Annotated in this window: 4 protein-coding genes; all 4 read left to right on the top strand. The window is 69.9% G+C overall.

Going from position 1 to position 13,976, the window contains the following annotated elements; all coding sequences use genetic code 11:
• The first annotated feature begins 438 nt into the window (after positions 1 to 438).
• Positions 439 to 3,681: an amino acid adenylation domain-containing protein gene (locus NW895_RS21580; RefSeq protein WP_289937411.1), complete on the top strand. Its 3,243-nt coding sequence runs from the start codon at positions 439 to 441 to the stop codon at positions 3,679 to 3,681.
• Positions 3,674 to 8,263 carry a type I polyketide synthase gene (locus NW895_RS21575; protein WP_289937410.1) on the top strand — a complete coding sequence of 1,530 codons (4,590 nt, stop codon included), beginning with the start codon at positions 3,674 to 3,676 and terminating at the stop codon, positions 8,261 to 8,263. Before NW895_RS21580 ends, NW895_RS21575 begins: the two co-directional genes overlap by 8 nt.
• A gap of 17 nt (positions 8,264 to 8,280) precedes the next feature.
• Positions 8,281 to 12,888, top strand: coding sequence for a type I polyketide synthase (locus NW895_RS21570; protein WP_289937409.1), 4,608 nt, complete (start codon positions 8,281 to 8,283; stop codon positions 12,886 to 12,888).
• Positions 12,888 to 13,976, top strand: a 1,089-nt coding sequence (locus NW895_RS21565; RefSeq protein WP_289937408.1) for a polyketide synthase, incomplete at its 3' end; no start/stop codon positions are given. The genes NW895_RS21570 and NW895_RS21565, both read left to right, overlap by 1 nt.

The raw sequence follows: 13,976 nt of genomic DNA, 5'->3' as shown, positions 1-13,976 counted from the left end.
CCAACGATTGACCAATCTACCCGACCCCGGCAACCCGCAAACTCGACCGAAAATTTCGCACCTTCAAGGAATGGTAAAGTCCACATCCGGGTCTTCTGCTTCGGTGATCCATCTGGCAGCATGACCAGGCTTGCGGAAGCAAGCGCTCCCGATGCCGGTTCGACTGAATAGTCGAGAGCATGGGAAGGAGCTCCACGTTGGTGGTTGCCAGACCCACGGAAATCTTGACTATTCTTTGCTGACTGAGGCCGAGGGCCGATTGCACGGGCATGGCTGACCGCTGATCATCGTTTGCCCTCAGCCTCTGGGCAGCGTTCTGCCGTGCCCGCACCCCAGGGAAACCCCCGGTCGCACCAGCAGGTCCCCACGGCGGGGCACGGCCCCGCCCCGTCGCGGGGAAAGCCGAATCCTCACCCAACCCTTGAGGCGGCCTCACACATGACGCTTAACCCCTCACAACGGCCTGGCTTACCGCAGACGGGACCCGACCACACAGCCGTACCGCTGTCCCCCGCGCAGCAGAGCGTGTGGCTGCTCGGGCAGTGGTCGCCGGACGGACCGCCCCTGTCGCACGTACTCCTGGCCGCACGTCTCACGGGCGAGCTGGATCCCGGCGCTCTCGAGAGCGCCCTGCACACGGTGGTGGAGCGTCACCCGGCGCTCGCCACACGCTTCACCGTCGTCGACGGGCGTCCTGTGCAGACTTCGGGCACCGGCCACGGGCTGACGCTGACCCGTCACGACCTGCGTGAGCTCGACGCGGCGGCCCGGGCACGGCGGCTCGACCTGCTCACCGAGCAGACGCTGCGCGAGCCCTTCGACCTCGGCAACGGCCCGCTGGTCCGGGGTCTGCTGATCCGCTGTGCCGAGCACGAGCACAGGGTGGTGCTGGCCTGCCACCGGCTCGCCGTCGACCCCGCCTCGGCCGCACTCCTCCTGCGCGAGGCGCTGTCCCTGCACTCAGCGGCCGACAGCCCCGATGACACCGTTGTCCGTGCTCCGGTACCGCTGCTGGAACCCCTCCCGGCCGATGCCGGCAGCGACGGTCCGCCCCCGCAGTGGCCGGGGGTCCCCTCGTCGGGACCGGCGGAGCTTCCCCTGGACCGGCCCCGTCCCGCCGAGCGTGATCTGACCGTCGACGCGGTGCCCTTGGTGGTCCCCGCCGCCACAGCGGCCGGACTGCGTCGGCTGGCGGAGGAGTGCGGTGGCAGCCTCGCGACGGCGACGCTCGCCGTATACGTGCTGCTCCTGCACCGGTACGGCCAGTCGGCTCCGGTCGTCAACGTGACGACGGCCGGCCGAGCCGCGCCGGACATCACCGCGGTGGGCTGCTTCGAACAGCTCGTGCCCGTCAGCTTCGAGGTGGCCGGTGAGCCGAGTTTCCGGCAGCTGGTCCGGGCGGTGCGGCGACGCGTGGCAGGTGCCGTGCTCGGAGCGACTCGGGCACGACCGGCCGCCGAGCCGAGCACCGGCCCTGCTCCGCTCTGGCCGTCGTTCTCCCACCGGAACGCTCCGCGCCTGTCCGGCCCGCCGGGTCTCATCTGCGAGTTCCTCCCCGTCCGCCCCCGCTGGATCACCGGCGATCTCGCCCTGCACCTGACGGAGGGCGACGACGGGCTGAGCGGACACCTCCTGTTCGCGCGCGACGTCTTCGACGAGGACACCGCCCGCCGGGCCGTCGCCCACTATCTGCGCCTGGCGGACGGCGCGGTCACCGACCCGGACCGGCCGGTGCACACTCTGCCTCTTCTGACCGCCGGGGAGGAGGAGACGATCAGGGCGCTGAACGGCGTCACCATCCCCGTCCCCGACCTGACGTTCCCCCAGGTGTTCGAGGCTCGGGCGGCGGACACCCCGGCCGCGACGGCGGTGCGGGCCGAAGACACGTGTCTCGACTACGGAGAACTCAACAGGCGGGCCAACCAGCTGTGCTCGCTCCTCGACGAGCACGGAGTGGGGCCCGAGGTGACCGTCGGACTCTGCCTGGAGCGCAGTGCCCAGCTCGCCGTCGCGGTCCTCGGGGTACTCAAGGCCGGCGGAACGTACGTACCGCTGGATCCGAACGATCCCCCGTCACGGCGGGACTCCATCCTCGACGACGCCGGTGTCCGTGTGGTCGTGACCCATGCGGGCGGGCTGCCGCCGGGATCGGGCGGCGGGCGGCGTGTCATCGAGCTCGACAGCGAGTGGACCGTGCTGGAGAACCGCCCGGCGCGCAATCCCCCGGCCGGCCGCCACAGCCCCTCGCACGCCGCCTATCTGCTGTACACCTCCGGGTCCACCGGCCGCCCGAAGGGCGTGGTGATCGAGCACCGGCAGCTGATGAACTACGTCTGCGCGGTCACCGAGCGCTTCGGGATCCAGGAGCCTCTGAGCTTCGCCATGGTTCAGCCGTTGACCGTGGACTCCAGCGTCACCTCCTTCGTCCTCCCCCTGTACACCGGCGGAGAGGTGCACATGATCACGCGCGAACGTGCGCTGGACGCCGGCAAGCTCGCCGACTGGGCACAGCGCCGGCCCTTCGACTGCCTGAAGATCGCTCCGTCGCACCTGCGGGCGCTCCAGGCCTCCCCCCGGTTCACCGAACTGCTGCCCCGCCGGCTCCTCGTCATCGGCGGCGAGGCGTCCGCATGGGGATGGCTGCAGGAGCTGCAGCGTCTCGTCCCGCACTGCCGGGTCTTCAACCACTACGGTCCGACGGAGACGACCGTGGGGGTGCTGACCCTGGCCGTCGCGGATCATCCGAATGCCCGGTGGACCACCGCCCCGATCGGGGTCCCCCTGCCCAACACCCAGGCGCATGTGGTCGACGGCACGGGCAGTCCCGTGCCGTTCGGAGTCGCCGGGGAACTCCTCGTCGGCGGAGGGAACGTCGGCCGCGGATACCACCGCGCGGACGACCTCACCCGCGCGTCGTTCCTCCCCGACGCCCTCGGAGGTGCACCGGGCAGCCGCCTGTACCGCACCGGCGACATCGTGCGCCGACTGCCCGACGGCATCGTCGAGTTCCTCGGCCGGCGCGACGACCAGATCAAGATCCGCGGATTTCGGGTGGCGCTGGGTGAGATCGACGCCGCGCTCACGAGCTGTCCCTCGGTGCGGCATGCCGTGACCGTCGTCCGAGAGGACCTTCCCGGGGACCGGCGGATCGTGTCCTACGTCGAGCCGGAGGACGGCCGGGAGCTCAGCATGGAGGCCGTGGAGCGGCACATCCGGGAGCGGCTGTCGCCGCACATGATGCCCCAGGCGCTGGTACCACTGCCCGAGCTGCCGCTGTCCGAACACGGCAAGGTGAACCGCCGGAAGCTGCCGCCTCCCCCCGCCGGGCCCGCGCCGTCCGCACCCGTGCCTCCGAGGAACGAGCTGGAACGCAGCGTGGCGGAAGCCTGGAAGGGGATCTTCCAGGTCGACGAGGTCAGCGCGGAGCAGAACTTCTTCGACATCGGTGGCCACTCGTTGCTCCTCGTCGAGCTCCAGCACCGGCTGCGGCAGACGACGGGCAGGGACATCGGCCTGCTCGACCTGTTCCAGCACACCACCGTACGCGCGCAGGCGGAGTTCTTCGCACGGCAGCGGGAACCGTCGGCCGCCTCCTCCGTCAGCCGTGAAGGAGCGCAGCGCAACGCCCTTCTGAAACGCCGTCAACAACAGCTTCGAGCAAAGCGAGGCCAGCATGACTGAGGACGTCTTGCAGTCCGCCGAGGACGCCGAGGATGCCGAGGACAGCCTGGACATCGCGGTCGTCGGCATGGCAGGCCGGTTTCCGGGCGCCGACACGGTGGAGGCCTTCTGGAGCAATCTCCGGGCCGGCGTGTGCTCGGTCACCCGCTTCGACGACGCCGAACTGTCCGCTCGCGGGGTCGACGCGGGCACGTTGCGGAACCCCGATTTCGTCCGACACGGCTACGTGCTGGAGGGCGCCCGGACCTTCGACGCGGCGTTCTTCGGCTACTCGCCGCGCGAGGCCGAACTCATGGATCCGCAGCACCGGGTCCTGCTCGAATGCGCCTGGGCGGCCATGGAGAGTGCGGGGTGCGACCCCGAGCGGTACGACGGCTCGGTCGGGGTGTTCGCGGGTGCCGGACACAACACCTACCAACTCCACAACATCGCCACCCAGCCGGATGCCGGCGAACTGCTGAGCGAGAAGCAGGTGGTGATCGGCAACCGCTCCGACTTCCTGAGCACCCGGATCTCCTACAAGCTCGGTCTGCAGGGCCCGAGCGTCAACATCCAGTCGGCCTGCTCGACTTCGCTGGTCGCCGTCGCCGAGGCCTGCCAGTCGCTGCTGGCCTACCAGTGCGACATGGCCCTCGCCGGCGGCGTCGCGGTCGACGACACGCGACGGGGCGGTTATGTCTACCGCCCGGACGGCATGCTCTCCCCGGACGGCTACTGCCGCACGTTCGACGCACGTGCCCAGGGCACGGTGGGCGGCGACGGCGTCGGGATGGTGGTGCTGAAGCGTCTCAAGGACGCGATGGCCGACAACGACCACATCCACGCCGTGATCAAGGGCAGCGCCGTGAACAACGACGGAGCCCGAAGGGCCGGATTCAGCGCGCCGAGCGCCCTCGCGCAGGCCAACGCCATCGTCACCGCGCTGGCCGACGCGGAGGTCGCGCCGGAGACGATCGGGTACGTGGAGCTCCACGGCACGGCCACCGCACTCGGGGACCCCATCGAGTACCAGGCCCTTGCCTCGGCGTTCGACGGCGTCGGCACCGGACGGTGCGCGGTCGGGTCGGTCAAGACCAACATCGGGCACCTCGACTCCGCGGCGGGTGTCGCGGGGCTGATCAAGGCGGTGCTCGCGGTGGAACACGGCCAGATTCCTCCCACGCTCCACTTCGAAACCCCGAACCCGCGGATCGATCTGGAAGCCGGCCCGTTCTACGTCAACACCGAACTGATCCCCTGGCCGAAGCAGGAGGGCCCTCGCCGGGCGGGGGTCAGCTCCTTCGGGCTCGGCGGCACCAACGCCCATGTCATCGTGGAGCAGGCTCCGCGGTCACGACCGCCGGACGGTGCCGCCGACGACGGCACCGAACAGGTGCTCCTCTGGTCCGCGAAGAGCGCGGAGGCGCTGGAGTCGGCCACCGACCTGCTCCACGACCATCTGCGGGCGCATCCCGAACAGTCCTTGGCCGACGTCGCGTTCACGCTCAGGGAGGGCCGCAAGCACTTCCCCCACCGGCGGATGCTGGTGTGCGCGAGCAGGCAGGAGGCCATCGACGCCCTTGCCGCCCGTGACGACGGCCGGCTCCTCACCGCGGTCGCCCCCGCCCTCCCGGACCGCCCGGTGGCCTTTGTGATCGCGGGGTTCGGCAGCCAGTTCCCCGGCATGGCCCGTGGGCTCTACGACCGGGAACCGGTGTTCAGAGCGGCACTCGACCGGTGCGCGGGCCTTCTTGAGCCGTTGCTCGGCCAGGACGTCCGTCCGCTCCTCCTCGATCGCTCCGCGTCACCGGGGGCGACCGCCGAGCAGCCCCCGGCCGACTTCCGCAGCCTGCTCCAGCAGCCCGAGCGCAGTGACCACCCGCTCGACCAGCCACTTCTCGGCTATCCGGCGGTGTTCGCCCTGGAATACGCCTTGATCGAGCTCTGGGCGGACTGGGGTGTCGTACCCGAGGCCATGATCGGTCACAGCCTGGGTGAGTACGTCGCGGCCTGCGTCGCCGGTGTCTTCTCCCTCCCCGACGCGCTGCGTCTCGTGGTGGAGCGCGCTCGTCTGCTGGCTGAGCAGCCCGAGGGCGCGATGCTGGCCGTGCCGTTGAGCGAGGACGCCGTGGTCCGCCATGTCGACGACGAGGTGTGTGTCGCCGCGGTCAACGGTCCCCGGACCTGTGTGCTGTCCGGCACGGTCCGGGGCATCGAGCGGGTGGCCGGCGAACTGGCCGCGGACGGCATCGCGTCCCGCCGCCTGCCCACCCGGATCGCGTTTCACTCCCCGATGATGGGCCCCGTGGTCGGGCCCTACCGGGAGGTGGTCCGCTCCGTTCGGCTGAACCCTCCGCGCAAGCCGTTCGTGTCCAACGTGACCGGTACTTGGATCACCGACGAGGAAGCCACCAGCCCTGACTACTGGGCGCATCACATGCGAAGCACGGTCCGTTTCGCGGACGGCATCGCGACGATCTGGTCCGTGCCGGACGTCGCCGTCGTCGAGATCGGCCCCGCCCCGGCACACACCACGGACGTACTGCAACACCCCGCCGCCGCGGCGGTCACCGACCGGGTGGTGGTGCCCTCGCTGCCGAGGGCGCTGCACGGATCGAGCGACCGCGCCTCGCTGCTCAACGCCGCGGGGCGGCTCTGGCTCGCCGGTCGCCGTCACCCGTTTCCGCCCTCCCCGTCGGGCAGGCGAGTTCCCCTGCCCACCTATCCCTTCGAGCGCCGGACCTATTGGCTGGAGCCCGGATCGCCACGTTCCGCCGACAGCAGCGCACAGCGTCGCCGCGGCTCCCTGCCCCAGTGGTTCTACGCCCAGTCCTGGCAGCGGCTTGCCGCCGCTGCCCCGGCCGTCGAGGCGGACCTCGCGTCCCAGCGGTGGCTGCTCTTCGTGGACGACGCCGGTGTCGGTGGCCGTCTGGCGGACCGTCTGCGAGGCCTCGGCGCGAGCGTCCGCACGGTGGCCGCGGGCAGCGAGTGGACCGACCACGGCAACGGCGAGTTCGTCCTCGATCCCGCGCAGTCGTCCCATTTCGGAAAACTGGCCGCGGCGTTGCGCACCGCGGGCGGCATTCCGGAGCGGATCGTGCATTGCTGGAGCGTCGGGGACGACGCCGGGAGCGCAGCGGAACCCGACGACGTACAGGGCCTGTTACAGCGGGCCTTCGACAGCCTGGTCCACTGGGCGCAGGCCACGGAGGCCGAGTTGATGGCGGTGGCGCAACGCTGGGACGTGGTGTCCACCGAGGTGTACTCGGTGGTGGGGGACGAGGAACTCTGCCCGCCCAAGGCCGCGGTGCAGGGCATGTGCAGGGTCCTGGCGCAGGAGTACCCGTCGCTGGGCTGTGTCCACCTGGACCTCCGCCCGGACGACGTGCGGGACCCCACGGCGGCGGCCGAGCGTCTGCTGGACGAGCTGGCCGGGCCGGTCACCGAGCGGACGCTCGCGCTGCGCGGGTGTCACCGCTGGCGGCCCGCGTACCTCGCTTCGCCGCTTGCGTCCCGTGCGGTCTCGCCGGTCAGGCCGGACGGGGTTTATCTGATCACGGGCGGCCTGGGCAAGATCGGGCTGCTCATGGCGCGCTCCCTCGCCGAGCAGCAGCGCGTGCGTCTGGCCCTCCTCGGCAGGACGGGACTGCCGTCCAGGGAGAGCTGGGACGACGAGCACCATCCGGCAGCGATCCGGGAAGCGATCCGTGCGGTGCGCGCGGTCGAGGAACTCGGCTCCCAGGTGATGGTGGTGGCCGCCGACGTCACCGACCCGGAGGCCATGAACAGCGTCAAGGAGAGGATCCTGCGGGAGCTCGGCCCCCTCAACGGGGTCCTGCACTGCGCGGGAACCACCGGATCGGCCGCTCACCGGGCAGTCGCCGAGTTGGGCCCGCAGGACAGCCTGTGCCACTTCGGTCCGAAGCTCCACGGCGCTCAGGTCCTGCATGAGGTGCTCCAGGACCAGCGGCTGGACGTCGCGCTCATCTGCTCCTCCATCGCCGCGCTGCTGGGCGGGCTGGGTTTCGCCGCGTACGCCGGGGCCAATGCCGCCCTGGACGCGTTCGCCCGGCGGCACCACAGCCCGGAGCATCCCTGGACGAGCGTCAACTGGGAAGCCTGGTTCTTCTCCGGCGAGCGCGATCAGTCGCAGCTGGGCGCTGCCGTACGGGAGTTGGCCATGACCCCGGACGAGGGCCGTCAGGTCTTCGACGCCCTGCTGAACGCCGTGCCGCAGCCCCAGGTCATCGTCTCCACCGGAGATCTGGTCCGGCGGCACGCCCTGTGGTCCGCGCCCGTCGAGGACGCTCCACGCGCGGCGGTCCGCCGGCATGAGCGCCCCAACCTCCGCAATCCCTTCGTCGCTCCGGTCAGCGCGACGGAATGCCAGGTGGCCGAGATCTGGCAGGAGACTCTCGGCGTGCAGAGCGTCGGAGTGCACGACAACTTCTTCGAACTCGGGGGGAGTTCTCTGCTGGGTCTGCAGGTCGTGCACCGGCTGCGACGGGACCTGGGCGTGGCCGTCCCGCTGACCATCGTCTACGAGGGTCCGACCGTGCGCACACTCGGCGCTCTGGTCGACGGTCTCAGGGAGGAGGGTTGAAGGGCCGCGGCGGGGGTGTGGCCATCATCGGGATGGCGGGGCGTTTCCCCGGCGCCGCGGACCTGGAGGAGTTCTGGCGGAACCTGCGCGACGGCGTGGAGTCGATCGTCCCCTTGACCGACGAGGAACTCACCGCGGCAGGAGTACCACCGGAGGTCTTCCACCGACCCGACTTCGTCAAAGCCGGGCCCCGGTTCAAGGGCGCCGGCCTCTTCGACGCCGAGTTCTTCGGATACACCGCCCGCGAGGCCGAGCTCATGGACCCGCAGCACCGGCTGTTCCTGGAGACCGCCTGGCAGGCCCTGGAGAACGCCGGCTACGACTCCGCACAGTACGACGGCAGCATCGGCGTCTTCGGCGGCGCCGGAGCGAACCGGTATGTGCAGCATGTGTACGCTCAGCGGGACCTCGCGGAGACGGTGGGCCTCACTCAGATCCTCCTCGGCAACGAGCTCGGATTTCTCGCCACCCGGGTGTCGTACAAGCTGGACCTGAAGGGTCCCAGTGTCTCCTTGCGCACGGCCTGTTCGACGTCACTGGTCGCCGTGCACACGGCCTGCCGGAGCCTGATCGCCGGCGACTGCGACATGGCGTTGTCCGGCGGCGTGCATGTCGATCCGGCACAGGGAGCCGGTTACCTCCATCAGGAGGGTTCCTTCCTCTCCCCGGACGGCCATGTGCGTCCGTTCGACGCGCAGGCGCGGGGGACGGTCTTCGGCAGCGGTGTCGGAGTGGTCGTACTGAAGCGGCTGGAGGACGCCCTCGCCGACGGCGACACCGTCCACGCGGTCATCAAGGGCAGCGCCGTCAACAACGACGGCGCCGTCAAGGTCGGGTTCACCGCTCCCAGCGTGACCGGCCAGGCGGAGGCGATCGGCGCGGCCCTCGCGGATGCCGGTCTCACGCCGGGCGACATCGACTACGTCGAAGCACACGGCACGGGTACCTCGTTGGGCGATCCGATCGAGGTTCAGGCGTTGGAGCGGGCGTTCGGTGGTGCGGGACGGTGCGCGCTGGGCTCGGTGAAGGGAAACATCGGCCACCTCGACGCCGCCGCCGGCATGGCCGGCCTGCTCAAAACCGTCCTCGCCCTCACCCACCAAGCCATCCCCCCCACCCTCAATCACCACACCCCCAACCCCGACATCGACTTCACCCACAACCCCTTCCACATCCCCACCACCCTCACCCCCTGGCCCCGCACCCACCGACCCCGCCGCGCCGGCATCAGCGCCTTCGGCTTCGGCGGCACCAACGCCCACCTCATCCTCGAAGAACCACCCCCACCCACCCCCACCACACCCAGCCCCCGTACCACCGAAACCCTCATCCTCTCCGCAAGAACCCCCCAAGCCCTCGAACAAGCAACCGACCAACTCGCCCACCACCTCCGCACCCACCAACCCGACCTCGCCGACACCGCCCACACCCTCGCCCGAGGCCGACACCCCTTCCCCCACCGACGCACCGTCACCGGAACCGACCCCCACACCATCGCCACCGCCCTCGAAACCCGCGACCCCACCCACACCACCACCCACCACACCCCCCACGACAACCCACCCATCGTCTTCCTCTACACCGGCCAAGGCTCCCAACACCCCCACATGGCCCACGGCCTCTACGACCACCACCCCACCTTCCGCCACGCCATCGACCAATGCGCCACCCACCTCACCGACCACCTCGACACCGACATCCGCGACATCCTCTGGAACCCCGACCACCAACACCTCCTCCACCACACCCAATACACCCAACCCGCCCTCTTCACCCTCGAATACGCCCTCACCCAACTCTGGCAATCCTGGGGCATCACCCCCCACGCCCTCATCGGCCACAGCCTCGGCGAATGGGTCGCCGCCACCATCGCCGGCATCTTCACCCTCCCCGACGCCCTCAAACTCATCACCCTGCGCGCCCAACTCATGCAAAACCAACCACCCGGCACCATGCTCCACGTCCTCGCCGACCGCGACAGCGTCCAAGCAGCCCTCCCCGAAGACGCCTCCCTCGCCGCCCACAACGGCCCCCGCGACTGCATCATCTCCGGCCCACCCCACACCATCGACCACTTCACCACCCACGCCCACCAACGCGGCTGGACCACCCAAACCATCACCACCCAACACGCCTTCCACTCCCCCCTCATGGACCCCGTCATCACCCCCTTCACCAACGCCGTAAAAAACACCCCCAGAAAACCCCCCACCACCCCCCTCATATCCAACATCACCGGCCAATGGCTCACCCCCCAACAAGCCACCGACCCCCACTACTGGGCCCACCACATCCGCGCCACCGTCGAATTCACCACCGGCATCACCACCACACACCAACACCCCGCCACCCTCTACCTCGAAATAGGCCCCGGACACACCCTCACCAACCTCACCCGACGCACCCTCACCACCACCAAAAACACCAAACCCAAAACCCACACCACACTCCCCCACCCCCAAACCAACCACACCCCCACCCACCACATCCAACAAACCCTCCACCACCTCTGGCTCAACGGAGCCACCCCCAACTGGACCACCTACTACCAACCAGAACACCGCCACCGCATCCCCCTCCCCACCCACCCCCTCAACCCCAAACACCACTGGATCAACAAAACCACCCCGCAGAGCACCCACCCATCCCCCCGGACTCCCGGGACGTCGCCACGGCGTCGCGACGACATCTCAGCGTGGTTCTACGCGCCTTCCTGGCAGCGGGTGTCCCTGCCGTCCGGGGCGGCCCCGGAGCCCGGCCGGCACTGGCTGGTGTTCGCTGACGACCTGGGCGTGGGCGAGGGCCTGGTTCAGCGTCTGCGGGCCGGCGGCGCCACCGTCAGTGTGGTCAGGCCCGCTGCCGCCTGGTCCCGGCCGGATCCCGGACGGTTCACCCTCGACCCTGCCCGGGGTGACGACTACGACCGGTTGATCGACGCCCTGCGCAACGGCCCGTCCGGCCTGCCCACCCACATCGTGCACGGCTGGGCCGTGACCGCCATGGACGAGACGGAGCTCGCCGACCCGGCGACCGGTCTGCGGCTCGGCTTCGAGAGCCTCGTCCGCCTGGCACAGGCTCTGGCCCGCCATGCCGTCTCCGAACAGTGCCGCTTCTGGGTGCTCAGCAACGGGCTGCACAACGTGACCGGGTCGGAACGCCTCTCTCCCTCCAAGGCCACTCTCCTGGGGCCGTGTCGCGTCCTGCCCCGTGAGATGGCCGGCGCCGGCTGCTGCAGCATCGACCTCGACTGCCTCGCTGCGCCCGCCCCGCACCAGCTCGACCAGCTCATGGCCGAGCTGGCCTCGGAGCCCGCACCCGGTACGGCGACAGTGGCCCACCGGGGCATCCACCGGTGGCTCCTGCACTACCTCCCGCAACGTCTGCCCACGGCCGGCACCGGAACCGCGCTGCGCCCCGACGGGGTGTACCTCATCACCGGGGGCACCGGAGGCCTGGGCCTGGCACTCGCCCGGCACATCACCGCCGCAGGCGGGCGCGTGGCGCTCACCTCCCGCACCCGGCTTCCCCCTCCCGAGGAGTGGGACGCCTTCCTGGCGGGGCACCCGGCGGGAGGTCCCCTCGTGGATGTCGTACGCCATCTCGGCCGACTGCGGGACACCGGCGCGCAGATGCTGGTCCTCCAGGCCGATGTGAGCGATCCGGAGGCCATGCGTGTGGCGGTCGAACGGACCGTGAGCCGCTGGGGAGCCGTTCACGGGGTCTTCCACGCGGCCGGGGTGGCCGGTGGCGGCCTGATGCAGCTGAAGGACCTGAGTGCCGCGGCAGAGGTGATGAGGCCCAAGGTGCACGGCACCTTGGCGCTGGAAGAGGCGCTGTCCGACCAGGAGCTGGACTTCCTGGTGTTGTTCGGCTCCAACGGCGCGAACATCGGCAGCGCCGGCCAGGTCGACTACTGCGCCGCCAACTGCTTCCTCGACGCCTTCGCCCAGGACAGGGGCAGGCGGCAACGCGTGATCTCGATCGACTGGGGGCCGTGGAAAGGCACCGGGATGGCGGTCAGCACAGCTCTGCCGCCCGGGTTGGAAGAACGCCGCAGACGTGATGTGGAAGAGCGCGGCATGACGGCGGAGGAGGGACTGCTGGCACTCGAAACCATCCTGGCGACCGCGCCGGAACCGCAGATCATCGTGTCGCCCAGCGATCTGGAGGAGTTGTTCGCGGACGCCTTCTCCCTGGAAGGTGCCGACGAGCGGACGCGGGAACACCCGCCCCGGCCCGGGGACATGAGCGATGCGGCGCATACCCGCCCCGACATTCCCACGGAATACGTGCCGCCGCGCACTCCCGTCGAACACGCCATCTGCGAGGTGTGGCAGGACCTGCTGGGCATCGACAAGGTCGGTGTTCAGGACAGCTTCTTCGACCTGGGCGGCAACTCTCTGGTCGCCATTCAGCTGATCAGCTCCACCAATGCGCGGCTGCACGCACGGCTCACGCTGGGCGACCTGTACGAGGGGCTCACGGTCGCGCATCTGGCGGAACTGGTGGACAACCACGCGCAGCCTGCGCCGGATCCGCTCCCCACGGTCGTCGAGCGGCGTGCGGAGAACAGGCAGAAACGGCGTCAGTACCAGCAGCAGCGCCGCAAGGCGAGGGGGCAGTGATGGCCGACATGACGGAAGCCGAGTTCGATGGTCTCCCGGCAGGCGGGGGTGTGGCCGTCGTCGGGATGGCGGGGCGTTTCCCCGGCGCCGCGGACCTGGAGGAGTTCTGGCGGAACCTGCGCGACGGCGTGGAGTCGATCGTCCCCTTGACCGACGAGGAACTCACCGCGGCAGGAGTACCACCGGAGGTCTTCCACCGACCCGACTTCGTCAAAGCCGGGCCGCGGTTCAAGGGCATCGGGCTCTTCGACGCCGAGTTCTTCGGATACACCGCCCGCGAGGCCGAGCTCATGGACCCGCAGCACCGGCTGTTCCTGGAGACCGCCTGGCATGCCCTGGAGAACGCCGGCTACGACTCCGCACAGTACGACGGCAGCATCGGCGTCTTCGGCGGCGCCGGCACGTCGGCCTATCTCGAGAACCTCTTCAGCAACTGGGAACAGGGCGAGGCCATCAAGGGGGAGAACGCCGGCCTGGGTTTCGAGTTGGCGTTCCTCGCCAGTCGGGTGTCGTACAAGCTGAACCTCAAGGGCCCGAGCATCCCCGTACAGACGGCGTGCTCCAGTTCCCTCGTCGCCGTGCACACCGCCTGCCAGAGCCTGCTCAACTACGAGTGCGACATGGCCCTGTCCGGCGCGGTCGCCTACAAGGTTCCCGAGAACCAGGGCTACCTCCATCAGGAGGGTTCCTTCCTCTCCCCGGACGGCCATGTGCGTCCGTTCGACGCGCAGGCGCGGGGGACGGTCTTCGGCAACGGCGTCGGAGTGGTCGTACTGAAGCGGCTGGAGGACGCCCTCGCCGACGGCGACACCGTCCACGCGGTCATCAAGGGCAGCGCCGTCAACAACGACGGCGCGCTGAAGGCGAGCTTCACGGCACCGACCGTCGCCGGTCAGGCCGAGGTGATCACCGAGGCGATGAGCATGGCGGAGGTCGGCCCGGAGGACATCGACTACGTGGAGGCGCACGGGAGCGGCACGCTGATCGGTGACTCCATCGAGGTTCAGGCGTTGGAGCGGGCGTTCGGTGGTGCGGGACGGTGCGCGCTGGGCTCGGTGAAGGGAAACATCGGCCACCTCGACGCCGCC

This window comes from Streptomyces sp. S.PNR 29 (assembly GCF_030386795.1).
In the GTDB taxonomy this organism is placed as follows: Bacteria; Actinomycetota; Actinomycetes; order Streptomycetales; family Streptomycetaceae; genus Streptomyces.
The sequence above is the reverse complement of the archived record's forward strand: the minus strand, read 5'-3'. Positions and strand labels throughout refer to the sequence as shown.

Coding starts and splice junctions, on each gene's coding strand:
- NW895_RS21580 (WP_289937411.1), top strand. CDS start 439: ATGACGCTTAACCCCTCACAACGGCCTGGCTTACCGCAGACGGGACCC.
- NW895_RS21575 (WP_289937410.1), top strand. CDS start 3,674: ATGACTGAGGACGTCTTGCAGTCCGCCGAGGACGCCGAGGATGCCGAG.